Annotated in this window: 21 protein-coding genes; 10 read left to right on the plus strand and 11 right to left on the minus strand. The window is 73.7% G+C overall.

What is annotated here, in order from left to right; all coding sequences use genetic code 11:
- Positions 1 to 116: 116 nt before the first annotated feature.
- Positions 117 to 1,202 (plus strand): tetratricopeptide repeat protein, encoded by a 1,086-nt coding sequence (locus tag ACZ466_RS44220; RefSeq protein WP_378282267.1) that lies wholly within the window; start codon positions 117 to 119, stop codon positions 1,200 to 1,202.
- Positions 1,203 to 1,434: 232 nt separating this feature from the next.
- On the opposite strand, the gene ACZ466_RS44225 is transcribed toward ACZ466_RS44220, so the two are convergent.
- The 3 genes from ACZ466_RS44225 to ACZ466_RS44235 are packed head-to-tail and all read right to left on the minus strand — an operon-like array spanning position 1,435 to position 3,052.
- Entirely contained in the window at positions 1,435 to 1,866 is a 432-nt protein-coding gene (locus ACZ466_RS44225) for an arsenate reductase ArsC (RefSeq protein ID WP_378282266.1), read from the minus strand.
- Positions 1,866 to 2,642, minus strand: coding sequence for an aquaporin (locus ACZ466_RS44230; RefSeq protein WP_378282265.1), 777 nt, complete (start codon positions 2,640 to 2,642; stop codon positions 1,866 to 1,868). Before ACZ466_RS44230 ends, ACZ466_RS44225 begins: the two co-directional genes overlap by 1 nt.
- A complete protein-coding gene (locus tag ACZ466_RS44235; RefSeq protein WP_378282264.1) occupies positions 2,639 to 3,052 on the minus strand; it encodes an ArsR/SmtB family transcription factor in 414 nt (137 codons plus the stop codon). Before ACZ466_RS44235 ends, ACZ466_RS44230 begins: the two co-directional genes overlap by 4 nt.
- A 90-nt stretch (positions 3,053 to 3,142) precedes the next feature.
- Between ACZ466_RS44235 and ACZ466_RS44240 the strand changes: the two genes are divergently transcribed.
- Entirely contained in the window at positions 3,143 to 3,580 is a 438-nt protein-coding gene (locus ACZ466_RS44240; RefSeq protein WP_378282263.1) for an ArsI/CadI family heavy metal resistance metalloenzyme, read from the plus strand.
- Positions 3,581 to 3,950: 370 nt separating this feature from the next.
- On the plus strand, positions 3,951 to 6,827 hold the full coding sequence (locus ACZ466_RS44245) for a DEAD/DEAH box helicase (protein WP_378282262.1): 2,877 nt from the start codon (positions 3,951 to 3,953) through the stop codon (positions 6,825 to 6,827).
- Here the strand turns inward: ACZ466_RS44245 and ACZ466_RS44250 are convergent.
- Both ACZ466_RS44250 and ACZ466_RS44255 read right to left on the minus strand, forming a co-directional pair.
- Positions 6,809 to 8,884: a cytochrome c oxidase assembly protein gene (locus ACZ466_RS44250; RefSeq protein ID WP_464041928.1), complete on the minus strand. Its 2,076-nt coding sequence runs from the start codon at positions 8,882 to 8,884 to the stop codon at positions 6,809 to 6,811. The genes ACZ466_RS44245 and ACZ466_RS44250 overlap by 19 nt on opposite strands.
- Positions 8,881 to 9,630, minus strand: coding sequence for a hypothetical protein (locus ACZ466_RS44255; RefSeq protein ID WP_464041929.1), 750 nt, complete (start codon positions 9,628 to 9,630; stop codon positions 8,881 to 8,883). The genes ACZ466_RS44250 and ACZ466_RS44255 overlap by 4 nt, the downstream gene beginning before the upstream one ends.
- A 142-nt stretch (positions 9,631 to 9,772) precedes the next feature.
- On the opposite strand from ACZ466_RS44255, the gene ACZ466_RS44260 reads away from it, so the two are divergent.
- Positions 9,773 to 10,084 (plus strand): DUF2470 domain-containing protein, encoded by a 312-nt coding sequence (locus tag ACZ466_RS44260; protein WP_378282259.1) that lies wholly within the window; start codon positions 9,773 to 9,775, stop codon positions 10,082 to 10,084.
- Positions 10,085 to 10,229: 145 nt separating this feature from the next.
- Positions 10,230 to 10,907, plus strand: coding sequence for a biliverdin-producing heme oxygenase (locus tag ACZ466_RS44265; protein WP_378282258.1), 678 nt, complete (start codon positions 10,230 to 10,232; stop codon positions 10,905 to 10,907).
- A gap of 20 nt (positions 10,908 to 10,927) precedes the next feature.
- Here ACZ466_RS44265 and ACZ466_RS44270 read toward each other — a convergent pair whose 3' ends face one another.
- The 3 genes from ACZ466_RS44270 to ACZ466_RS44280 all read right to left on the minus strand — a co-directional run bounded on the left by ACZ466_RS44270 (position 10,928) and on the right by ACZ466_RS44280 (position 14,223).
- The gene (locus ACZ466_RS44270) at positions 10,928 to 11,479 is read right to left on the minus strand and encodes an NUDIX hydrolase (protein ID WP_378282257.1); all 552 of its coding nucleotides are present in this window, start codon (positions 11,477 to 11,479) and stop codon (positions 10,928 to 10,930) included.
- Between the two features lie 4 nt (positions 11,480 to 11,483).
- Positions 11,484 to 12,437: an alpha/beta hydrolase gene (locus ACZ466_RS44275; RefSeq protein ID WP_378282256.1), complete on the minus strand. Its 954-nt coding sequence runs from the start codon at positions 12,435 to 12,437 to the stop codon at positions 11,484 to 11,486.
- Positions 12,438 to 13,491: 1,054 nt separating this feature from the next.
- Positions 13,492 to 14,223, minus strand: a complete 732-nt coding sequence (locus tag ACZ466_RS44280; RefSeq protein ID WP_378282255.1) for a DUF7873 family protein — start codon at positions 14,221 to 14,223, stop codon at positions 13,492 to 13,494.
- 149 nt (positions 14,224 to 14,372) lie between these two features.
- Here ACZ466_RS44280 and ACZ466_RS44285 point away from each other — a divergent pair, with 149 nt between their 5' ends.
- On the plus strand, positions 14,373 to 14,570 hold the full coding sequence (locus ACZ466_RS44285; RefSeq protein WP_378282254.1) for a hypothetical protein: 198 nt from the start codon (positions 14,373 to 14,375) through the stop codon (positions 14,568 to 14,570).
- A 20-nt stretch (positions 14,571 to 14,590) separates the two neighbouring features.
- On the opposite strand, the gene ACZ466_RS44290 is transcribed toward ACZ466_RS44285, so the two are convergent.
- Together ACZ466_RS44290 and ACZ466_RS44295 are read right to left on the minus strand one after the other, a co-directional pair.
- Positions 14,591 to 15,319, minus strand: coding sequence for a Crp/Fnr family transcriptional regulator (locus ACZ466_RS44290; RefSeq protein WP_378282253.1), 729 nt, complete (start codon positions 15,317 to 15,319; stop codon positions 14,591 to 14,593).
- Between the two features lie 358 nt (positions 15,320 to 15,677).
- Entirely contained in the window at positions 15,678 to 16,601 is a 924-nt protein-coding gene (locus ACZ466_RS44295) for a 5'-3' exonuclease (RefSeq protein WP_378282252.1), read from the minus strand.
- Positions 16,602 to 16,870: 269 nt separating this feature from the next.
- Here ACZ466_RS44295 and ACZ466_RS44300 point away from each other — a divergent pair, with 269 nt between their 5' ends.
- From ACZ466_RS44300 to ACZ466_RS44315, 4 genes are all read left to right on the plus strand, one after another.
- Positions 16,871 to 17,980: a M24 family metallopeptidase gene (locus tag ACZ466_RS44300; RefSeq protein ID WP_378282251.1), complete on the plus strand. Its 1,110-nt coding sequence runs from the start codon at positions 16,871 to 16,873 to the stop codon at positions 17,978 to 17,980.
- Between the two features lie 256 nt (positions 17,981 to 18,236).
- Positions 18,237 to 19,550, plus strand: coding sequence for an ABC transporter substrate-binding protein (locus tag ACZ466_RS44305; RefSeq protein WP_378282250.1), 1,314 nt, complete (start codon positions 18,237 to 18,239; stop codon positions 19,548 to 19,550).
- Between the two features lie 19 nt (positions 19,551 to 19,569).
- Positions 19,570 to 20,994, plus strand: coding sequence for a carbohydrate ABC transporter permease (locus ACZ466_RS44310; protein WP_378282249.1), 1,425 nt, complete (start codon positions 19,570 to 19,572; stop codon positions 20,992 to 20,994).
- Positions 20,991 to 21,902 carry a carbohydrate ABC transporter permease gene (locus tag ACZ466_RS44315; protein ID WP_378282248.1) on the plus strand — a complete coding sequence of 304 codons (912 nt, stop codon included), beginning with the start codon at positions 20,991 to 20,993 and terminating at the stop codon, positions 21,900 to 21,902. The genes ACZ466_RS44310 and ACZ466_RS44315 overlap by 4 nt, the downstream gene beginning before the upstream one ends.
- 46 nt (positions 21,903 to 21,948) lie before the next feature.
- On the opposite strand, the gene ACZ466_RS44320 is transcribed toward ACZ466_RS44315, so the two are convergent.
- A complete protein-coding gene (locus ACZ466_RS44320) occupies positions 21,949 to 23,190 on the minus strand; it encodes an ABC transporter ATP-binding protein (RefSeq protein WP_378282247.1) in 1,242 nt (413 codons plus the stop codon).
- Positions 23,191 to 23,260 lie beyond the last annotated feature (70 nt).

Raw genomic sequence — 23,260 nt, forward strand, 5'->3', positions numbered from 1 at the left:
CCCTCCGCCCGAACGACCACGACCCGAGGGAACCGGGCGGCGGGCACTGACCCCATCGGACCGTGTGCCGTCCGGCACCGGGACCGGTCCCGGCCTCGTGGCCCTACGGTCGTGAAATGTCTTCGGAGACGCCCGGCAGCGCGTGGGCCGAGGCCGCGGAGCTGAACAACCGCGGTCTCGCCTTGTCAGGGGAGGGACGGCTCGAGGAGGCGGTCATCGCCTACCGGCGGGCCGTCGAGGTCAGCCGGGCCGCGGGTCACTCGAAGGCCCTGGCCACCGCGTTGGACAACCTTTCCCTGGCCACCGCGTGGTGCGGCCGGCTCGAGGAGGCTCTCACCGCCCATGACGAGGCCCTGGCGACCTTCCGGTCACTGGGCGACGTGGAGGGCGAGAGCACCGCACTGTCCAACCTCGCCGCCATCCACACCAGAGCGGGCCGGCCTGGGGACGCGGTCGCCGCGCAGCAGCGAGCCATCGAGGTCTGCCGCGCCGCCGGCGACCGGCCCGCCGAGGCGCTGGCCTTGTCACACCTCGGGCAGGTCCTCGCCGCTGGAGGGAATCCGGCGGGCTCGATCCGGGCCCACCAGGACGCCGTCGACATCTGGCGCGGACTCGCCGACCGCGAAGCCGAGGCCGGGGAACTGAAGAACCTGGCCCTCCGGCTGGCCGAGGCACGCCGGTACACCGCCGCCCGGCAGACGGCCGAGCAGGCGGCCGGGGCTCTCGAGGACATCGGTCGGCGGACGGAGGCCGCCGCCCTCAGGGAGTGGCAGGAGTCCCTCCCGGCGAACCGGGCCGAGGAGCCCGAGGCCGCGGAGCGCGACGATGGCACGGCCACGCCCCGCGTTCACACCGTGCGGGGCTGCGTGCCGCTCCTCGCCGGCGTCGGCGCGATCATCACCCTCCTGACGGACGGCCCGTGGTTCCTGTCGGCGGCCCTGACCGCGCTCGCCCTCCTGGGGTGGGGGACCTGTTCGACCTCCCTCGCCTCCCTGGCGATAGGCGTGGTGATCATCTGGAAGTCCGGAGGGACGTGGTGGCTTCTCGGTGGTCTGGCCCTCCTGCTGTTCGGCATCACCTCGCCGGTCTCGGGCGCCCGGTTCAGCAGAACCCGGCCACGGCTCGGCACCGGCACCCGCCTGAATCCGAGTGAGCCCGAGGAGCGGGAGAGCGACCAGGAACACCGTGGACGGGAAGATTGAGATGCGACCGGCATCGCGCGGGACAGCGCACAAGACGTTCCGGCTTCTCGCCACCAAGAGTCCCGGAGCCTCGCAATGCCAGGCCCGCTGGCGATGACGCGTTGCCGCCCCACCGAGACGGCCGGCCGGTTGGTGAGGGACGTCTCCGCGTGGGCGAAGCGGTCTCCAGGAGATGCCAAGTGGGGTCTGCTCGCTGAAGCTCGTCCTGTGACCGGTTCCGCGGGTGCGGCGGTCACCCCTGGGCCTGGATGCCGAGTTCGTCCAGCAGCCGCCGCACCCGGCGGTGGATCTCGTCGCGGATCGGGCGGACCGCGTCGATGCCCTGCCCGGCGGGGTCGTCCAGAGTCCAGTCCAGGTAGCGCCTGCCGGGGAAGTAGGGGCAGGCGTCCCCGCAGCCCATGGTGATCACCACGTCGGAGGACCGCACGGCCTCGGCGGTGAGGACCTTGGGGGTCTGGGCGGAGATGTCGATGCCGGCCTCCCGCATGGCCTCCACCACGGCCGGGTTCACGCTGTCGGCGGGCGCGGACCCGGCGGAGCGGACCTCGACCCTGCCCGCGGCCAGGTGGGCGAGGAAGGCGGCGGCCATCTGGGACCGGCCGGCGTTGTGCACGCAGACGAACAGCACCGAGGGGACGGCGGGCGGAGCGGCGGGAGTGCTCATCAGGACAGCGCGCCTTCCTCAGCGGATCGGACGGGGGCGGTGGGCCGTCGCCCGCGCGGGCCGGCCGTGACGGCACCGGTGCCGGTGGCGGGGGCCGGGCGGCCGAAGCAGAGGGCGACCAGGCCCAGCCCGAGGAGGGCGCCGGCCAGTTGCGCGGCCAGGAACGGCGGCACCGAGCCGGGGGCGATGCCGGCGAAGGTGTCGGTGAAGGCCCGGCCGATGGTCACGGCCGGGTTGGCGAAGCTGGTGGAGGAGGTGAACCAGTACGCCGCGCCGATGAAGGAGGCGACCGCGGCCGGTGCCAGATGCGCGCGGCCGGTACGGGCCAGACCGAAGATCAGCCAGATCAGCCCGGCGGTGGCCACCGCCTCGCCCAGCCACAGGTGCCCGGCGAACCGGTCGCGGGCCGACCAGGCCACCAGCGGCCGGGCGAACATCGCATCGGCCAGCACCGCTCCGGCGATCGCCCCGCCGATCTGGGCGGGCACGTAGGCCGCCACGTCCCGCAACCTGACCCCCTCACCGGCCGCCCGGCCGGTGAGGTAGGCGGCCAGGGAGACCACCGGGTTGAAGTGCGCCCCGCAGACGGGGCCGAGCAGCGCGATCAGCACGCCCAGGCCCAGGACGGTCGCCAGGGAGCTGGCCAGCAGCTGGACGCCGACGTCGCGGGTCAGCTCGGTGGCCTGGATGCCGGACCCGACCACCACCGCGACCAGCGCGGCCGTGCCGACGGCCTCGGCCGCCGCCCGCCGCGCCAGCGGCACCCGCGCGTTCACGCCCCGGCCTTCGCCTCGGTCGTCGCCTCGGTCGCCGCGGGCACGGCGGGCGGCCGGAGCAGGGCCGACAGCTTGGCCAGGGCCGCGGGCAGCACCCAGTAGTACACCCAGGTCCCGCGGCGCTCGGAACCGACCAGACCCGCCTCGCGCAGCACCTTCAGATGGTGGGAGATCGTCGGCTGGGACACCTCGAAGGGGCCGATGAGGTCGCACACGCACGCCTCGCCGCCCTCGTGCGAGGCGATCAGCGACAGCAGCCGCAGCCGGACCGGGTCCGAGAGCGCCTTGAACATCCGCGACAGCTCGGCCGCGTCCTGCTCGCCCAGCGGCTCGCGGACCATCGGCGAACAGCACACCGCGCCCTGCCCCGCCACGGGCCCGATCACCGGCAGACCACCGTGATTAGACATGCCTCTATGTTGACAGTCATCTAATCAACCTGGCAACCTCGGTTGTATCGACAGCCGTCGATACAACGCCGTCAGGATGGGAGACCCGTCATGTCCCGCCTCCAGCTCGCCCTGCGCGTCGCCGACCTGGAGGGCTCGATCGCCTTCTACTCCAAGCTGTTCGGCACCGAGCCCGCCAAGCGCCGCCCCGGCTACGCCAACTTCGCCGTCGCCGAGCCCCCGCTCAAGCTCGTCCTCATCGAGGGCGAACCCGGCCAGGACACCCGCCTGGACCACCTCGGCGTCGAGGTCGCCGGCACCGAGGAGGTCACCGCCGCCACCACCCGCCTCCGGGAGGCCGGGCTGGCCACCTTCACCGAGAACGACACCTCCTGCTGCTACGCCCTCCAGGACAAGGTCTGGGTGACCGGCCCCGGCAAGGAGCCCTGGGAGGTGTACGTGGTCAAGGCCGACGCCGACACCCTCGGCAAGACGGCCCAGAGCCCGGCCGAAGCGATCTCCGCCGCCGGGTGCGCGTGCGGCGGCTGACCGGCACGTAACGGCGGACGGCCCGCCGCGCCGACCGCGGCCAGATGCGCGCGGATCCGCGCTGACACGGCGTCCCGAGCACGTCGTCCACCCCCGGCGGCCGCCTGGTGTTCCGCCGGCCGAGTCCCCTTCGCGAGCGATCGTGCACGGCGGTGACGCGGGCTGATCGCTGCCCGCGCCCGCGTGCCGCCGGGGGAGGCCGTCTTCCCGATCCCCGAGCCGCCGGGCATTCCGCGGCCCCCGCAGGGCGGGTGAGGCCCGGGGCCGGAGGCCGTCCGAGCCGCCGCCGGACGATCAGCCGGGCGCGAACGCCGCGCCCCGCCCCGTTATGGATTGGGAATCGGGCCGGTCCAAACCGTAGGCTCGAACCATGACCACCCCCGACACGCAGGACCTGGGTGGGCAGTCCCCGGCCCAGCGGTACGCCTCCTACCGCACGCGCACCGCAGGGAACGGCCCCGCCCTCCTGGACTTCCGCACCCTCTACGACTTCGAACTGGACGCCTTCCAGCTCGAGGCCTGCCGGGTCCTGGAGGAGGGCAGCGGCGTCCTGGTCGCCGCGCCCACCGGCTCCGGCAAGACCGTCGTCGGGGAGTTCGCCGTCCACCTCGCCCTCACCGGCGGCGGCAAATGCTTCTACACCACCCCCATCAAGGCGCTGTCCAACCAGAAGTACGCCGACCTGGTCCGCCGCTACGGCCCCGAGAAGGTCGGCCTGCTCACCGGCGACAACAGCGTCAACGGCGAGGCCCCGATTGTCGTCATGACGACCGAGGTCCTGCGCAACATGCTCTACGCCGCCTCGCCCACCCTCTCCGGCCTGGCGTTCGTGGTCATGGACGAGGTCCACTACCTCGCCGACCGCTTCCGCGGCGCCGTCTGGGAAGAGGTCATCATCCACGTCCCCGACTCGGTCCGGATCGTGGCGCTGTCGGCCACCGTCAGCAACGCCGAGGAATTCGGCGAATGGCTCCAGGCCGTCCGCGGCGACACCGCCGTCATCGTCGACGAGCACCGCCCCGTCCCCCTCTTCCAGCACATGCTCGTCGGCACCCGCCTCTACGACCTGTTCGTCGACACCGGCCCCGGCAAGCCCGCCCGCAACGGCAAACCTGGCAAGACCCCCTCCCGCGGCGGCCCCAAGGACCACCCCGCCGACGCCGCCGACGGCCGCGGCGAGGGCCGGGACGGCCGGGAGGGCCGCGACCGCCCCGCCCGCATCAACCCCCAGCTGCAGCGGATGGCCGTCGAAGAGGTCCGCCGCGCCAAGGTCAACCAGGGCCGCCGCACCGGACGCCGCCGCGCCCCCCGCCCCCAGCGGTTCCGTCCCCCGGCCCGCCCCGACGTCATCGAACGCCTCGAACGCGCCGGCCTGCTGCCCGCCATCACCTTCGTCTTCTCCCGCGCCGGCTGCGACGCCGCCGTCCTGCAGTGCCTCAACGCCAACCTCCGCCTCACCTCCATAGAAGAGGCCGAGGAGATCCGCGCCCACGCCGAACTGCGCACCGCCGACATCGCCCCCGACGACCTGCGCGTCCTCGGCTACGACGACTTCCTGGCCGGACTGGAACGCGGCATCGCCGCCCACCACGCCGGCATGCTCCCCACCTTCAAGGAGATCGTCGAGGAACTGTTCACCCGCGGCCTCATCAAGGCCGTTTTCGCCACCGAGACCCTCGCCCTGGGCATCAACATGCCCGCGCGCACCGTCGTCATCGAGAAACTCGACAAATGGAACGGCGAGGCCCACGTCGACCTCACCCCCGGCGAGTACACCCAGTTCACCGGGCGCGCCGGCCGCCGCGGCATCGACGTCGAAGGGCACGCCGTCGTCGTGTGGACCCCCAGCGTCGACCCCAACTCCGTCGCCGGCCTCGCCGGCACCCGCACCTACCCCCTCAACTCCAGCTTCCGGCCCTCCTACAACATGGCCGTCAACCTCGTCGGCGCCGTCGGCATCGAACGCGCCCGCACCCTCCTGGAGGAATCCTTCGCCCAGTTCCAGGCCGACCGCGCCGTCGTCGGCCTGGCCCGCCAGGTCCACAAGAACGAAGAGGCCCTCACCGGCTACGCCGAAGCCGCCGAATGCCACCTGGGCGACTTCATGGAGTACGCCGCGCTCCGCCGCCGCCTCTCCGACCGCGAAGCCGAACTGTCCCGCGAACGCTCCTCCGCCCGCCGCGCCGAAGCCGCCCGCTCCCTGGAGCACCTGCGCCCCGGCGACGTCATCCTCGTCCCCTCCGGGCGCCGCTCCGGCCTCGCCGTCGTCCTCGACCCCGGCCTCGGCCGCCGCTCCGACGGCCCCGCCCCCCTCGTCCTGACCGTCAACCGCTCCGTGCAGCGCCTGTCCATCCAGGACTTCCCCCGCGCCGTCGAACCCGTCGACCGCATCCGCATCCCCAAATCCTTCAGCCCCCGCAACCCCCAGGCCCGCCGCGACCTGGCCTCCACCCTGCGCAACAAGGTCCCCGACGACGTCCGGGAACGCCGCCACCGCGACACCCCCGCCACCGACGACACCGAGATCGGGGACCTGCGCGCCCGGTTGCGCGCCCACCCCGTCCACGGCTGCGACAAGCGCGAGGACCACGCCCGCTGGGCCGAACGCTACTTCCGCCTCGAACGCGAGACCGAGCAGCTGCGCCGCCGCGTCGAAGGACGCTCCCAGGTCATCGCCCGCACCTTCGACCGCGTCTGCGCCGTCCTGGAACAACTCGGCTACCTGCACGAGGGCGCCGTCACCGACGAAGGCCGCCGCCTCGGCCGCATCTACAACGAACTCGACCTGCTCACCGCCGAGAGCCTGCGCGCCGGCGTCTGGGAGACCCTCGACGCCGCCGAACTCGCCGCCTGCGTCTCCGCCCTCGTCTACGAGTCACGCCAGCCCGACGACGCCGCACCCCCCAAGACCCCCACCGGCCCCAGCCGCGACGCCCTCGCCGCCATGGTCCGCCTCTGGGGCGAACTCGACGGCATCGAAAAGGACAACCGCGTCTCCTTCCTGCGCGAACCCGACCTCGGCTTCGCCTGGACCGCCTACCGCTGGGCCAAGGGCCAGGAACTCGACGAGGTCCTCCTGGAGACCGACATGACCGCCGGCGACTTCGTCCGCGCCGTCAAACAACTCCTGGACCTCCTCGGCCAGATCTCCGACGCGGCACCCCCCAACAGCCACATCCGCAAGACCGCCCGCAAGGCCATGGACACCATGCGCCGAGGCGTCGTCGCCTACTCCTCCGTCGCCTGACCCACCCGCCCGCCCTCCGCCCCCGAAGCCCCAGAACACGCGGCCCCCGCGACCTTCGCAGGCGCGGGGGCGACGGGTGTCGCGGAGGGGACGGGAGTCGCAGGTGGGCGGGCGGCCGCGGTGGTGGTGCGGAGCCAGTGGTGCGTCAGGGCCGCGAGCACGGCCAGTGCCGCGACCTCGCCCAGGGCCCATGCCAGACCGGCGCCCACGCGCTGATCCCGCGCCAGCGCGTCGCCCCACGTCCGGCCCAGTCCGCCGTACCAGTCCGCCGCCAGCACCCCGCCCCGGCCCGCCACCACCGCGCCGAACAGCGCCGGGAACGGGACCATCACCGCCGCCAGCGCGAAACGCACCCGCGGCGACGGCCGCCCCGGCAGCGGATCGACGCCCAGCACCGGCCACAGATACGCCAGCGCCGACACCACCCACATCGCCATCACCAGCGAATGCAGCGCGTGATTGCGCAACGACGCCTCGAACACCGGGGACAGGTAGAACCCGTACAGGCCCGCCACGAACACCACCGGCGCCGCCACCGGGCGGCACGCCAACGCCAGCGCCCGGCTCCGCAACACCGCCACCAGCAGTTCGCGCGCCGAACGCCCGCCCCCCGACACCCTCGGCAGTGAACGCAACGCCAGCGACACCGGAGCCCCCAGCAGCAACAGCACCGGCACCACCAGGCTCAGCACCAGATGCTGCACCACATGCGCGCTGAACAGCACCATGCTGTAGCGGGCGAGCCCTCCGCAGGTGACCAGCAGCATCAACGCCAGCCCCCCGTACCAGGCCAGTACCCGCCCCAACGGCCACGACCGTCCCACGCGCCGCAACCCCGCCGCGTACAGCACCGCCGCCACCAGCACCAACACCGACAGCAGCGAATCGATCCGCCACTCCAGCAGGTAGGCCCCCCACGAGGGCGGGCCCGGCAGCGGGAAGCCCAGCCGCAGCGCCACCGGGTCCAGCGTCCCCTGCGGCACCTCCGGCGGAGGCGTCCGCGACAGCCCCGTCGCCAGCGCCATCGTCGCCGCCATCACCACGACCTCCACCGCGGCGACCCGCACGAACACCCCTCGCCCCCCGCCCGCCCGCAGCGCCGGAAGGCTCACCCGCCGATGCCACCACCCCAGCGCTCCCAGGCCCGCCAGAGCCGCCGCCTTCGCCGCCACCAGCGCCCCGTACCGCGACCCCAAGTCCCACCCGCCCAGGCGGATCCACGCGTTCACCGCCCCGCTCACCGCCACCGCCGCGAAACACACCGCCGCCAACCGGCTGTACCGGGCCACCACCGCCCCCAGCCCCCAGCCCCCCGCCACCGCCAGCGGGTTGCGCGCGACCGCCACCAGCACCACCAGGCCCCCCACCCACAACGCCGCCGCCAGCACATGCGCCACCAGGCTGTACACCGCCGCCGCGTGAAAGGACGCACCCGCCGCATGCCCGGTGAACACCGGCGGCACCAGCCCGCCCAGAGCCACCACCAGCGCGTACCCCGCGCCGCCCGGCGTCGACGCCGCCTGCGCCGCCACCGCCGCCGCGACCGCCGCCACGGCCACCGCCAGCAGAGCCCGCCCCTGGGACAACTCCAGCAGGAACGTCCGCAGCATGTTCCCGGTGACCCCCGTCGTCACCGGCACCCCGAACAGGTCCGACACCGAGAACATCACCACCGCCAGCACGCACAGCGCCCACGCCCCCGCCCACAGCGACGCCGCCCGCAGGAACCGCCGCACCACGGGCACCGGAGCCCCGGCCGGCAGGAACACCGCGACCAGCAGCAGCCACCCCACCGTCACCGCTCCGCAGGCGTGCGCCGCCAGCTCCGCGACCGCCAGCCCGCCCTTGGTCAGCGCCCCCGTCCGCGTCAGCCCCGGCACCACCTCCGCGCTGAACGCCCCGCCGAACCGCACCACCAGCGCCAGCACCAGCAACGCCGCCGCGGCCGCCAACGGCCAGGGAGCCGCCGGACGCGACCCCGCGGCGTCCGCGGAGACGGACGCCTCGCCGCCGCTCGCCGGCGCCTTCACCGGCGGCCTGCCATCGGTCGTGGTCACAGCTGCCCCCGCGGAGGTGTCGGAAACGGGCCGTCCCCCGGCTGTACGGGCTCACCGCCCCGCCCGTTCACCCCCGGCCCCGCCCACACCAGCCCGTGCCGCGCCAGGAACTCCGTCAACCCCACCCCCGCCGCCGTCAGCGCCCTTCCGCACCCCTCGCACGCCTCGCACGCCACCTGCTCCGGCCCCGGCGGCCGCGCCCGCACGTGATCGTCGATCGCCCGGTCGATCGCCGCCACCACCGCCGGCGCCCCGCCATGGCCCTCACCCGCCGGACCGCCCCCGGACGGATCGAGCGCCGGGCTCCCGCCCGCCGCCGCCACCGGCCGTCCCACCGGGGGAGCGGCGGCCCGCGCGGCGGCGGGCGCGATCTGCGGGACGCCCTGCGGCGTCGTCTGCCGCAACGCCTGCGGAACCTGAGCTGGAACGGTCCCGCCCGCCCCGCCGGGGCCGCCCGGACCGAAAGGAGGACCGGGACCGGCGGGAGGGCCGGTCGGGCCGCCCGGGCCGCCGGCGGCCTGCGGGACGCCGTTGCGGGACGCCGCGGGCTGCTGCTGCAGGGTCGTCGCCTTGTGCGCCGCCTGCGCGACCCTGATCAGCTCGCCCGCCCGCTCGTGCCACACCTTCCAGGCGTCGCTGAGCACCTTCCCCGTGCCCCCGCACACCGCGCACGGGCACTCCAGCGCGGCCAGCAGCCGCCGCCACAGGTCCGCGGCCATGCCATCGTCGCCGTCCGCCCTGTTCATCGAGGACCTGAACCCAAATGAGCCCCCATCCCCAGCCGAGAGTCGCGAGTCTGCCCGCCTGTACGCGCCGCGGGTCCCGGACGGTTCAGTCGTTAGGGTGGCCATGCCGGAAGAAAACCGAAATGAGGGGAAAGGTAGACGTATGGGCGAAGCAGACCCGTTCGGCCCCGAGGTCGTGCAGCAGATCACACGGCACATGAACCAGGACCACGCGGAGGACTGCGCCACCATCTGCCGCGCCCTGGGCGGGCGGCCCGACGCCCGCGCCGCCCGCATGACCGGCCTGGACGCCGACGGCATCGACTTCGCCGCGACCGTCGACGGCAAGGACGTCCCCGTCCGCATCCCCTGGAGCGGGCGGCTGACCGAGCGGGCCCAGGTCCGCCAGGAGGTCGTCCGCATGGCCACCGAGGCCCGCCAGGCCCTCGGCATCGCGCCGCAACGGCCCCACTGACGGCCCGGACTGGGCATTCCGACGCTGCGTCGGTAAAGTAGCCGACGTGGCGTCGGAAAAATGTCAGCACTCTCTGGCGCGACGAGTTAGGTAAGGCTAGCCTAACAGTTGATCGATGCCGCGAGGCGGAGGAGGCGAGCCCGACATGGCCGACCAGGAAAGCGGCTTCGCGCAGGAACTGCGCGAGGCCACCAAGAGCGACCACGACGGCACCGGCACCTCCACCTACATGTCCGCGCTGTTCGACGGGCGCCTGGGCCGCGAGCAGTACGCCGCGCTGGTCGCCCAGCTCCACCCCGTCTACGACCTCCTCGAACAGGCCGCCGACCGGATGTCCGGCGACCCCGTCGCCGGCGCGTTCGCCCTCGACGGCCTGAGCAGGCGCGACGCCCTGGAGGCCGACCTGGCCTTCCTGTACGGGCCGGACTGGCGCGACCGTATCGACCGCATCGACCGCGACGCCGGCCTCCAGGCCACCCGCCGCTACTGCGACCGCCTGCGCGAGGTGTGCTTCGACTGGCCCGGCGGCTTCGTCGCCCACCACTACACCCGCTACCTCGGCGACCTGTCCGGCGGCCAGTACATGGGCGTCCAGGTCCGCAAGATCCTCGGGCTCGCCGCCGGTGAGGACGGCGTGCGCTTCTACCGCTTCCCCGGCGCGCCCAAGACCTTCAAGGAGCAGTACCGCGCCCTCCTGGACGCCGCCCCCTGGGACGAGGTGGAACGCGCCAGGATCGTCGACGAGGTCAAGCGCGCCTACCGCCTCAACGCCGAGATCACCGCCGAACTCGGCCACGTCCTCGACATCGAACCCGCCGCCTGACCGCCGCGCCGCCTCGGTGCTCAGCGGCGCGGCGGGCGGGCCGCCAGGAGCCCCAGCGCGACGTCCAGCGGCTGCACCCGGCCCGCCAGCCCGCCCTGGCCGTCCCGCGGGGACGACCCCTCCCACCAGCCGACCGCCGCGATCTCCTCGTCCGGGACGAACCGGAGGCTCGCCCGCTCCGCCTCGGCGCCCACCTGGGCGGAGTAGACCGCCGCGTACTCCACCAGCCGCGCCGCCCCCAGCACGAACCGCGCCCGCCCCGCGAAGACCGGATCGGCCACCCGCAGCCCGGTCTCCTCCCGCAGCTCCCGGACGGCCGCCGCACGCGCGCCCTCCCCGGCCTCGATCATCCCGCCGGGCAGCTCCCAGGCCTGCCGGTGGCGGCCGAACACCATCAGCAGCCGCCCTCCGCACCACACCGCCACCAGCGAAAGCGTCAGCGGACCGTCCCCCGCCCCCTCCGCGCCGACCGCCGCCAGCCCGGTCTCGGCGATCCGCTCGAAGCGGGTCAGCTCGTTGCCGTCCCCATCGACGGCCAGTGCCGCACCGCCACCGCCGCCCGGTCCCTTCACGCGCTCACCGCTCCAGAGCCTCCAGCAGCATCGGATACGCCCGGTGCAGCTCCCGCTGCCAGTACGGCCAGTCGTGCCGCCCGTCATAGAAGCGCGTCGTCACCGGGATGTCCAGCGCGCGCAGGCGGCCGGTGAACGCGCGCGCGTGCTCGTAGGCCGCCGCCTCGATCGGGTCGGACAGCGAGAGCCCGTCCAGCGGCCCGGGACGGCCCGTGCCGCACGCCACCCACAGCCGCACGCCCGCCAGCCGCCCGGCCAGGTCATAGGGATTGTGCGCGTGCCAGATCGCCGCCTGGTCGTCCGGATCCCCCCACACCCGCCGCCAGTCCGTACCAGGGCACACCAGCGAGGTGCCCCACCCCACCGAATCGTCCCCCGGGCGGTGCCCGTGCAGGGTGTGCAGGTAGCCGCTGAACGCCGCCGCCGCACGGAACGCCCCGGGGAACCGGGCCGCGTACAGCATCGTGCCCAGCCCGCCCATGGAGTTGCCCGCGATCACGCGCCGCTTCCCGGCGCCGTAGCCGCGTTCCAGGATCCCCCGGACCTCGGTCATGTGGAACCGCTCCCAGGCGGGCGGGCCGCCGTCCCCGTAGTTCCACCAGTCGGAGTAGTTCCCGCACCGGCCTCCGTTCGGCATGACCACCAGCACCCCCTGGTCCCGGGTCAGCTCCTCCACGTCGGTCTCGCGCGTCCAGGCGGTGTAGTCGTCGGCGCCGCCGTGCAGCAGCCACAGCGTCGGCCACGTCCGCGAGGAGCCGCGCGACCAGCCCCGCGGCAGCAGCAGGCGCACCATCTCACGGCGGCCCATCGCGGGGGACTCGATGGTCAGGTCGAGCGCGCGCGGACCGGCCGCGCGCTCCTCCACCACCCGCGCCTGCGGCGCGAGGCCGGCGACTGCGGGAGAGGTCGCCGGGCCGGTCACGGCCAGGCACACGAGCAGGATCAATGCCCCGAGCAAAGCGGGGACGGTCGAACGAGACAAGGCGGGAGCCTTTCGGGAGCGAGCGACAGCTGGGGTGGGACGCGAAAAAAGGCGCAGGCGTCCGCTGAACGGGCACCCCTCGAAGGACGAAAACCCGCCCGCGCATGTCGGAAAGGTGTCGAGAGATGCCGGAGAAGATTCCGGAACAGGGTCGTTTCACGCGTCAGGAAACGCGATCACGAAACCCCGCGAATTCCGGAAATATGATCATGGGACGGGCGGCTTTATTTCGCCGCCGCGCCCGCCCGCGACGCGTTAAGGCGGCCGCCCTGATCGCGGACCGGACGCCGCCGGACCGGGCGGACGACCGGACACCGCCCGCCCCTCAGGGCCCGCACGGCACCACCGCAGCAGGACGGGACCGCACGCCGCCCGGGGGCCCGGAGCAGCACGAACCTCCGTAGCGCCCGGCGCCCGGGGGGCGATCACCGCGCCGAACCCGGTGCACCGCCGCATCGTCCTCACCCGGAGACCTCGTCATATCCCTTGGATAGAGGTGTCCCCATACCGGAGTCGATTCAAAGCGCAACGGGCGGATTATAAAATGCATTTCCCTCGCCGGCCCGGCGTTACTCGGCCGCCAGGCCCGAGAAATCTCTTTCCTCACACTCGTCCCACCGGAACCCGCCGCGAACAGGTGGGGCCCGGAGGCGTTCCCTGCCTCCGGGCCCCTGGTTACCGCCACGTGCACACGCCGGCGCGTTTAAGGACGCGGATCAATCCTCATGTCGCCGTGCTCTACGGTTGAGCTATCGCCCCATGAGAGGAGCGAGCGGGAGTTGAACCCGCAACCCGGCGATCAACGTCCGTGCCCGTTCGATCCGGCGATCGGCGGTGAATGCTGAAGCTGGAGCGAGAGTCTGAGTTTGCTCACGGCTGCCTCTACCGGTTGGGCCACCCCGGCGCGAACGTGCCGGGGGAGGGACTCGAACCCCCACTGAACACCGTGTGGATCAGGCTGACGTCTCAGTTTCAGCTTCGCGCCCTTGTGGGGCGCACCCCCGCGCTCCACACGGGGGAGTCTGCGACTCTAACCGAACAGGTAGCCGAAGACCACCTCGCCCACGCCGCGCTCGTCGGCCTCGGTGCCGTTGGCCTCCTCGCGCGCGAACTTGACCGCCTGCTGCAGCTTCTCGACCCGCTCCAGCAGCTCGTTGACGCGCCGCGCCGGCAGCGCCCCCGAGAACTTCACCGTCGTCCAGTAGCCGACCGCCACGTCCTCGTAGAACACCTCGACCTGCGCCGGGTGCTTGTCGGTCGCCTCGGCCTTGACGTGGTTGAAGGGGACCTTCTTGGTCTTCACCGTGCGGACCGGCTCGGTCTTCCAGCCGTCGGTCGAGCCGTCGAACGTCCACGACTCCGCGGCGTCCAGCACCGGCAGCTTCTTGACGAAGGTCTGCAGGTCGACCAGCTGCTTCTCCAGGAACAGCAGGTAGGTGACCGGCACGTCGCGCAGCAGCGCCCGGCCGTCGACGGTGACGTCGGCCCGGGCGACGCAGTTGGTCCAGTCCTTGGTCGCGGTCACGTCGAACAGCCGGGTGAGCGTCGCGGCCGCCTGCCGCAGCACCTCCTCGGCCTTCACCTGCACCCGGGTCGACTCCGGCGGCAGCTGCTCGCCGTCCTCGTCCTTGGGCTGGTAGGTCCGGGAGATGCCCGAGAGCAGGGGCTGCTTCTGCACGGTGTGGTGCGCGTCGGTGAGCTCCCGCAGCGCCTTGGCCTTCACGCCCTTCTCCACGGCGATGATCTGATTGAGTCTCGGCACGTTTCCTCCCGTTCGGACGAAACGACCGTAGTGGTTTCGGACACCCGGACGCATGCGGTTTTCCCGCGCCCGGACGCCCCCAGGTTTGCCGGGCGACTTTTCGGACATCGGATGTGCACTCGGGGATACGCCACCTACGGGAGGTCTCCATGCTCGCGATCGTCGCGGCCGGCGTCTTCGGCCTGGCCCTGCTGCTCGACCTGGCCGACGTCGCCTCCGACCCCTTCGACTACCAGACCCTCATCACGGTCGGCCTGCTGCTGATCGCCCTGCACCTGGCCGGCGTCGGCGCGGGCACCGACTGGCGCCGCCGCGGCTGGAACCGCCGCCGCACCGCCCGCCGCTGATCCCCGCGATCCGAGGGGCGTCAGGAGGCCGGGCGGCCCTGCGCGTAGGCGCGCAGGCCCGGCAGGTCGACGACCGTGATCCGCCGCCACCCCGTCCGCACCAGCCCCAGCGCCCGGAGGCTGTTGAGCGCCCGCGCGACCGTCTCGCGCGAGGCGTCCATCCAGCTGCCCAGCTCCTCCTGCGACAGCGGCGGGGCGATCTCGATGCTGCCGTCGGGCGCCGGCGGCGTGTGCCGGGCCGACAGCTCGGCCAGGTTGGCCAGCAGCAGCGCCAGCCGCTGCGCGCCCTTGGCCGCCACGTGCGCCTGCAGCCGCTGGTCGGCGTCGTCGAGCCTGCGCACGAAGGTGCCGCTGACCAGCCGCCACACGCCCGCGTGCGCGTCCAGGAACCCGGTGAAGCGGGCCGCGGGGACCACCAGCGCCCGCACCGGGCTCAGCGCGGTCACCGTCGCCGACCGCAGCCGGCTGCCCAGCACCGCGCTCTCGCAGACCAGGTCGCCCGGGCCGCGCACGGCCAGCACGACGTCGTGGCCGTCCTCGGTGGACGAGGTCACCTTCGCCCAGCCGTCCTCGATGATGATGATGTGGTCGGACTCGTCGCCCTGGTAGCACAGCGGCTTCTTGGCCGGGTACGTGCGCGGGCGCGAGACGTGGCGCAGCGCGGCGCGCTGCGTGTCGTCCAGCGCGTCCCAGAAGCCGTCCGGGCGGCCCGGGGCGCTGTCGCTCGGCAGGGAGGTCCTTTCCGTCACGGGTGATTCCGTTTCCTGTGCCCTCCGCGGGGGAGGGTCCGGGGTCGGGGTGAGGCTGACTCCAGTGGACCTTCGCCATGCCCTCCTGGCAAGTGGGATGTCACGGGGAACCGGCGCCCGCGGCAGTTGGGGGGAGTGGGGCGGTAAGGCCCAGTGCCGCGAGCGCCGGCCCGTTCATCCGCCGGCCCTCCGGCCCGCCGCGGGTAAGGCCCGCGCCGCTCCGGCGGCCGCATGATCGTGCCGTCCACATCTCCCAGGCAACCCCGTCATCGAGCAGGATGCTGCTCCCCGGGGCACCGACTGTCTGCGTCATCTGACACATTCGACAGGACGGCCTTGCCGAACCGTCAGATTTCCGTCAGGACGGGGCCAGTGCGTTCAGCAGCCGGTTGACCGGCCCCGAGAGGTTCCACCGGTCGGCCAGCTCCACCACCGCCTCCGGATCGCGCGGCGCCGCGGGCAGCCGGTCGTCCAGGTCGCGCAGCGCCGGGTCGTCGATGTCGGTGACCACCCGCACCACCGTCCGCGCCGCCGCCAGGTAGTCGCCGGCGGCCTCCATCCTGCGCCGCGCCCCCGCCGGGAAGCCCTCCGCCGACCCCGACTCCAGCGCCGCCACGATCCCCTCCAGCGACCCGAACCGGGTCACCAGCGCCGCGGCGGTCTTGTCGCCCACCCCCGGCACCCCCGGCAGGCCGTCGCTGGGATCGCCCCGCAGCGTCGCGTAGTCGGCGTAACCGCGGCCGGGGATGCCGTACTTGGCCGCGACCTCCTTCTCGCCCATCACCTGCAGGTTGCGGATGCCGCGCGCGGTGTAGAGGACCTGGACCGGGCCGCGCTCGTCCACCAGCTGGAACAGGTCGCGGTCGCCGGTGACGATGTCGACCGGGCCCCGCTCCGCCCCCCGCACCGCCAGGGTGCCGATCACGTCGTCGGCCTCGTACCCCGGCACGCCCGCCGTGGCCAGCCCGAACGCCGCCAGCACCGCGTCGATCACCGGCAGCTGCGCCTCCAGCGCGTCGGGCGTCTGGTCGCCGCCGTCGTCGGCCACCCGGTGCGCCTTGTACGACGGCAGCGCCGCCACCCGGAACTCCGGCCGCCAGTCGGCGTCCATGGTGCACACCAGCCGGTCGGGCCGCCGGTCCTGCACCAGCCGCGCGATCATGTCGACCAGGCCGCGCACCGCGTTCACCGGCGTCCCGTCCGGCGCCGTCACCGACTCGGGCACCCCGAAGAAGGCGCGGAAGTACAGCGACGGCGTGTCCAGCAGCATCAACCCGCCCATGCCGTGCCCCCCGCTCGTCCCGTGCCCCGCTGGCCGGTCCGGGCGTCGCCGCGCCCCGCCGGCTCCCTCATGCTGTGTTCCCCGCTCGCCATGCCCCACATCGTCGCACGCCCCGCCGACGGTCCGCGGTACGGCGCGGGCCGCGCCGCCTGCGATCCTGGACCCGTTGCGACCCTGGCCCGGCGGCACGACCGGGCCGACACGCGAGGGGAGGGAGCGGCGGCACCCGGCGGCAGGCCGGAACCGCCGCGATCGACATGGAGACGGATGTGACGAAGGAGTTGTATCCGCGGGAGAGGCTCGCCCAGGTGCGCCGGGCCGCGGACGAGGCCGGGCTGGGCGCGCTGCTGCTGACGCCCGGACCCGACCTGCGCTACGTCACCGGCTACGACGCGCTGCCGCTGGAGCGGCTCACCTGCCTGGTCGTCCCGGCCGACCGGGACCCGTTCCTGGTGGTGCCCCGCCTGGAGCTGCCCGCCGCGCGGGAGTCCCCGGCCGGGTCGCTGGGCGTGGAGCTGGTGCCCTGGGACGAGACCGACGACCCGTTCGCGCTCGTCGCCGCGCGGCTGCCGCGGGACGTGGCCAAGGTCGCGGTCGCCGACCGGATGTGGGCGGTCATGGCGCTGCGCTTCCGGGCCGCCCTGCCCGGCGCCGAACAGGTCGCCGCCGGCGGCGTGCTGCGGGAGCTGCGGATGCGCAAGAGCGCCGCCGAGGTCGCCGCGCTGCGCGAGGCGGGCGCGGCGATCGACCGCGTGCACCGCGCGATCCCCGGATTCCTCAAGCCCGGCCGCACCGAGCGGGAGGTCGGCCGGGACATCGCCGACGCGATCATCGCCGAGGGCCACGACGGCGTCGACTTCGTCATCGTCGGATCCGGCCCCAACGGCGCCAACCCGCACGCCGAGCTGTCCGAACGCGTCATCCGGCCCGGCGAGCCGGTGGTGGTCGACATCGGCGGCACCATGCCCAGCGGCTACTGCTCCGACTCCACCCGCAACTACTGCGTGGGCGAGCCCCCCGCCGACTACGCCGCCTACTACGACGTGCTGCGCGAGGCGCAGGAGGCCTCCTGCCGGGCGGTGCGCGCCGGCGCCACCCCCGAGGCCGTGGACGCCGCGGGCCGCGACATCATCGCCGCCGCCGGGTACGGCGGGCACTTCTTCCACCGCACCGGCCACGGCATCGGCCTGGAGACCCACGAGGACCCCTACATCGTCGCGGGCAACACCGAGCCGCTGGCGCCCGGCATGGCGTTCTCGATCGAGCCGGGCATCTACCCCGGCGCGCACGGCGCCCGCATCGAGGACATCGTGGTGTGCACCCAGGACGGGTTCGAGCGGATGAACCACACCCCGCGGGAGACCGTGATCGTCGACTGAGCCCCTGAGGTCCTCTCTCCTCCGTCCGGTACAAAGCGGCGGCCGAATATCCGTCCCGGAGTGACTGGCGCCGACCGTGCCCTCTTGCGGACGATCGTCCCGCCCTGTGCGACCCGGGCGCCGTCCCGGGCCGGGCGTCGCCCCGCCGGGGTGAGGAGCCCGCATCGCGCGGGTTCACGGGCGCGCGCCGCGCCGGGACCGGGGATCCCCCGGGCCCGGCACGGCGCCGCCACCGTGCCGACCAGGGAGGACGAGGATGAGGGTCAGCGGGCGTATGGCCGTGGCCGTGGCGGGGGCGGGGCTGCTGGCCGCCGCCGGATGCGGCGGAGGCGGCGAGGACAGCGCGGCCCCCGCGGGCGGCGGCGCGCTGAAGGGCGTGAAGATCGAGGTCGCCGCCAAATGGACCGGGCCGGAGGAGGCCAACTTCCGCAAGGTCCTCAAGGAGTTCGAGAAGCGGACCGGCGCCACCGTCGCCTACGCGCCCACCGGCGAGAACACCGACGCCTTCCTCGGCCCCCGGCTCCAGGCCGGCCGGCCCCCGGACGTGGCGATCCTGCCGCAGCCCGGCCTCATGCGGCAGTACGCGGCCAAGGGCTCGCTCAAACCGCTGTCGCCCGAGGTCACCCGGCAGGTCGACCAGAACTACCCGCCCTACTGGAAGGAACTGGGCTCGGCCAAGGGCCGCAACTACGGCGTCCTGGTCAAGGCCGCCTACAAATCGATCATCTGGTACCGGCCGCAGGTCCTCGCCGACGCCGGCGTGCAGCCCCCGCGGACCTGGGCCGACCTGGTGAAGGCCGCCGGCACCGTCCGCGACTCCGGCACCACCCCCTTCACCCTGGCGGCCGGCCCCCAGGACTCCTGGACGCTCACCGACTGGTTCGAGAACGTCTACCTCTCCCAGGCCGGCCCCGCCGCCTACGACCGCCTCGCCGACCACCGGACCAAGTGGACCGACCCCACCGTCGCCCGCGCGCTGCGGACGCTCGCCGAGATCTGGGGACGGCCGGACCTGGTCGCGGGCGGCCCCGCCCAGGCCACCAAGACCAAGTTCGACGCCTCGGTGACCGAGGTGTTCGGCCAGGAGAAGGCCGCGATGGTCTACGGCGGCGACTTCGCCGCCGCCAACATCGGCACCACCCGCGCCAAGGTCGGCACCGACGCCAAGGTGTTCGCCTTCCCCGCGGCCGGGGACACCGCCCCCGCCATGCTCGGCGGCGACATCGCCGTCGCGCTCAAGGACGGCAAGGGCGCCATGGAACTGATGCGCTTCCTCGCCTCGCCCGACGCCGGACGGATCTGGGCCGGGCTGGGCGGCTACCTGTCGCCCAACAAGGGCGTGGCCCCCGGCGCCTACGCCGACCCCGTCGCCCGCCAGCTCATCACCCAGCTCCAGCAGGCCGGGGACAACGCCCGCTACGACCTGTCCGACCTGACCCCCGCCGCGTTCGGCGGCACCCCCGGCCAGGGCATGTGGGAGGAGCTGCGCGGATTCCTGCAGCGGCCCTCCGACGTCAAGGGCGCCCAGGAACGGCTCGAGGCCGCCGCCGCCAAGGCCTACGACAGCTAGGCCGGGGCGGACGACCCCCATGAGGGCACTGCACGACGACCCCTCCCGCGAGGCGGCCCCCCGAGGACGGCGCGGCACCGCCCGGCGCGGCACCGCACGCCGCAAGGCGGCGGGGCCGCGCCGGCCCAGGGGCCGACCGCTGCCGTGGACGGCCCTGCTGTTCCTGGTCCCGGCCCTGCTGCCGCTGGGATTCCTGGTGGTCTACCCGATCGCCCACACCGCCGTCCGCAGCCTCTTCGACGCCTCCGGCGACACCTTCGTCGGCCTGGGCAACTACGCCGAGGTCGTCCGCGACCCCGGCAACCGGGTCGCGGTGCGCAACACCGCGATCTGGGTCGTGGCGGCCCCCACCCTGGTCACCGTCACCGGGCTGCTGTTCGCCGTCCTCACCGAGCGGATCCGCTGGGCCGCCGCGTTCAAGCTGGTGGTGTTCATGCCGATGGCCATCTCCTTCCTGGCCTCCGGAGTGATCTTCCGCCTGGTGTACGAGCAGGACCCGGACAAGGGCGTCGCCAACGCCGCGATGGTCGCCGTCCACGACACCTTCACCGGGGGCGGCGGCTACCCCGGCGCGGCGCCCCGTCCCGGCCCGGGCCTCCCGGTGCGGGCACCGGACGGTGCCGTCGCCGCGCCCGCACCGCTCGCCGCCGGAAGCGGCGCCCTCGTCCCGCTGCTGCGCGTCCGGCCCGAGCACCTGCCCGGCGACGCCGCACCGGCCGGCCCGCCCCCCGGCGCCGGGCCGGGCGAGCTGACCGGCACCGTCTGGTTCGACTTCACCCGCGGCGGCGGAGGAACGCCCGGCCGTCCCGACGCGGGCGAGACCGGGCTGCCCGGCCTCACCGTCGAGGCCGTCCGCGCCGGCCCGCCCGGCGGTGGCGGCGACCCGCCCGGAACCGTCGCCGGCAAGGCCACCACCAGGGCGGACGGGACGTTCACCGTCCGCGGGCTCCAGCCCGGCGCCTTCTACACCCTCAGGCTGCCGCCGGAGAACTTCGCCGCCGCCTACGGGGGAGCCGAATGGCTCGGCGGCACCCTCATCACCCCCGCGATCATCGGCTCCTACCTGTGGGTGTGGGCCGGGTTCGCGATGGTCCTCATCTCCGCCGGGCTCGCCGCCGTCCCCCGCGACGTGCTGGAGGCGGCACGCGTCGACGGCGCCGGCGAGGGGCGGATCCTGGTGAGCGTCACCGTCCCGCTGCTGGCCCCCGTGCTGGCGGTGGTGCTGGTGACGATGGTCATCAACGTGCTCAAGGTGTTCGACCTGGTCTTCGTCATCGGCGGCGGCGATCCCGGCGCCGCCGTGCTGGCCTCCCGGATGTGGACCGAGTCCTTCGGCGGCGGCGGCGACCAGGGCGTGGGCAGCGCGATCGCGGTGCTGCTGTTCGCGCTGGTCCTGCCCGCCGCCGCGCTCAACCTCCGGCGGCTGCGGCGGGAGCGCCCATGAGCACCGGGCGCAGGGGCCAGACCGGGAACCCGGCCCGCAACCGCGGCGGACTCGCGGCGCGCGCGGCGCGGCGGGCCGGCGGCGGCGCCGTGCAGGCCGTCCTGATTTTGGTCGCGCTGTTCTGGCTGGTCCCCAGCTTCGGGCTGCTGATCGCCTCGCTGCGCTCCGAGCAGGACAACAGCGCCGGCGGCTGGTGGCGGGCGCTCACCGCGCCGTCGCAGCTCACCGGGCAGGCGTACGCGGCGCTGCTGGAACGGCCCGACTTCCTGGACTCGTTCTGGAACACCGTGCTCATCACCGTGCCCGCCACGGCACTGGTGGTGGTCATCGCCGCGCCGGCCGCCTACGCCTTCGCCTGGCTGGACTTCCCCGGCCGCGACCGGCTGTTCCTGCTGGTGGTGACCCTGCTGGTGGTGCCGGTGCAGGTGGCGCTGATCCCCGTGGCCGAGCTGTACGGGCGGATCGGGATCGGCGGCCTGCACCTGTTCGGGTCGGTGGCCGGGGTGGTGCTGTTCCACGTCGCCTTCGGCCTGCCGTTCGCGATCTTCCTGCTGCGCAACTTCTTCGCCGCCATCCCCCGCGACCTGCTGGAGGCGGCACGGCTGGACGGCGGCTCGGACCGGACGATCCTGCGGCGCGTAGTCCTCCCGCTGGGCGCCCCGGCGATCGCCTCGCTGGCCGTCTTCCAGTTCCTGTGGGTGTGGAACGACCTGCTGGTGGCGCTGGTGTTCGCCGACACCGGGGCGCAGCCGATGACCAAGTGGCTGCAGTCCCAGACGCGGCAGTTCAGCGGCAACATCGACGTGCTGGCGCCGGGCGCGTTCCTGTCGCTGCTGGTCCCGCTGGCGGTCTTCTTCGCCTTCCAGCGCCACTTCGTCCGCGGCGTCATGGCCGGCTCGCTGAAGTGAGGGAGGGGGACGGACCGGAGGCGGTCCGTCCCCCTCCCACGGTCGGTCAGGCCGAGGCCTTGGTGACCTCGACGTCCGCGGAGGCGGCGTCGGGGTGGCCGATCGCCAGGCCGCTGGCCGGGTCGAAGAAGTGCAGCCGGTGGGTGTCGACGGCCAGCTCGATGTCCTGGCCGGGACGCACGTGCGAGCGGGCGTTGACCCGGGCGGTCCACAGCGCCTTGTTCTCCACCAGCGGGATCGCCTCGCTCTCGCCCTCGGCGGCGTCCTCGGCCAGGTCGGCGGTGTCCTTGTGCTCCACCGGCGGCGCGTCGATGGTGAAGATCACGTTGATCTCGCTGCCCAGCTCCTCGGTGACGCTGCTGGTGGCGCTCAGCGGCGCCCAGTCGGGCTTGGCGTGCGCGGCGTCCTCGAAGTCCGAGGGCCGCACGCCCAGGATCACCTTCCGGCCCACGTAGCCGTCCAGCCCCGGCCTGCCCTCCAGCAGCCCGCCGGGCACCGGCAGGGTGTAGCCGGCGAACGACACCTGCACGCCCGCGTCGCCGCCGGTGAGGTCGGCCTCCACGAAGTTCATCGCGGGGGAGCCGATGAACCCGGCCACGAACAGGTTCACCGGGTTGTCGAACAGCCGCTGCGGCGTGTCGACCTGCTGCAGCCTGCCCTCGCGCAGCACGCACACCCGGTCGCCCAGCGTCATGGCCTCGACCTGGTCGTGGGTGACGTACACCGTGGTGACCTTGAGCCGCTCGTGCAGCTGGCTGAGCGAGGCGCGCATCGACACGCGCAGCTTGGCGTCCAGGTTGGACAGCGGCTCGTCCATCAGGAACGCCTGCGGCTCCCGGACGATCGCGCGGCCCATCGCCACCCGCTGCCGCTGGCCGCCCGACAGCGCGGCCGGCTTGCGCGACAGGAACTGCTCGAGGCCGAGCATCTTGGCGGCCTCCCGCACCTTCTTGGCGCGCTCCTCCTTGGACACCCCGCGCAGCTTCAGGCCGAACGCCAGGTTCTGCTCGACGGTCATGTGCGGGTAGAGGGCGTAGTTCTGGAAGACCATGGCGATGTCGCGGTCCTTGGGCGCCAGGTCGTTGACCACCCGCTCGCCGATGGAGATGGTGCCGCCGCTGATCTCCTCCAGCCCGGCGATCATCCGCAGCGCGGTGGACTTGCCGCAGCCCGACGGGCCGACCAGCACCATGAACTCGCCGTCGCGGATCTCCAGGTCCAGCCCGTCGACGGCCTTGACGCCGCCGGCGTACACCTTGTCGACCCGCTCCAGCACGATCTCGGCCATGTCGCACCTTTCGATGGAAACGTTTCCAACGCCCGCCGCCCACCTGGGCGCTTAACCTTTGGCTGGAGTA

The organism is Actinomadura rugatobispora (assembly GCF_055379765.1).

What these genes read in the sequence shown, in the direction of transcription:
- ACZ466_RS44220 (WP_378282267.1), top strand. Translation starts at nt 117, where the DNA reads ATGTCTTCGGAGACGCCCGGCAGCGCGTGGGCCGAGGCCGCGGAGCTG.
- ACZ466_RS44225 (WP_378282266.1), bottom strand. Translation starts at nt 1,866, where the DNA reads ATGAGCACTCCCGCCGCTCCGCCCGCCGTCCCCTCGGTGCTGTTCGTC.
- ACZ466_RS44235 (WP_378282264.1), bottom strand. Translation starts at nt 3,052, where the DNA reads ATGTCTAATCACGGTGGTCTGCCGGTGATCGGGCCCGTGGCGGGGCAG.
- ACZ466_RS44240 (WP_378282263.1), top strand. Translation starts at nt 3,143, where the DNA reads ATGTCCCGCCTCCAGCTCGCCCTGCGCGTCGCCGACCTGGAGGGCTCG.
- ACZ466_RS44245 (WP_378282262.1), top strand. Translation starts at nt 3,951, where the DNA reads ATGACCACCCCCGACACGCAGGACCTGGGTGGGCAGTCCCCGGCCCAG.
- ACZ466_RS44255 (WP_464041929.1), bottom strand. Translation starts at nt 9,630, where the DNA reads ATGAACAGGGCGGACGGCGACGATGGCATGGCCGCGGACCTGTGGCGG.
- ACZ466_RS44260 (WP_378282259.1), top strand. Translation starts at nt 9,773, where the DNA reads ATGGGCGAAGCAGACCCGTTCGGCCCCGAGGTCGTGCAGCAGATCACA.
- ACZ466_RS44265 (WP_378282258.1), top strand. Translation starts at nt 10,230, where the DNA reads ATGGCCGACCAGGAAAGCGGCTTCGCGCAGGAACTGCGCGAGGCCACC.
- ACZ466_RS44285 (WP_378282254.1), top strand. Translation starts at nt 14,373, where the DNA reads ATGCTCGCGATCGTCGCGGCCGGCGTCTTCGGCCTGGCCCTGCTGCTC.
- ACZ466_RS44295 (WP_378282252.1), bottom strand. Translation starts at nt 16,601, where the DNA reads ATGGGCGGGTTGATGCTGCTGGACACGCCGTCGCTGTACTTCCGCGCC.
- ACZ466_RS44305 (WP_378282250.1), top strand. Translation starts at nt 18,237, where the DNA reads ATGAGGGTCAGCGGGCGTATGGCCGTGGCCGTGGCGGGGGCGGGGCTG.
- ACZ466_RS44310 (WP_378282249.1), top strand. Translation starts at nt 19,570, where the DNA reads ATGAGGGCACTGCACGACGACCCCTCCCGCGAGGCGGCCCCCCGAGGA.
- ACZ466_RS44315 (WP_378282248.1), top strand. Translation starts at nt 20,991, where the DNA reads ATGAGCACCGGGCGCAGGGGCCAGACCGGGAACCCGGCCCGCAACCGC.
- ACZ466_RS44320 (WP_378282247.1), bottom strand. Translation starts at nt 23,190, where the DNA reads ATGGCCGAGATCGTGCTGGAGCGGGTCGACAAGGTGTACGCCGGCGGC.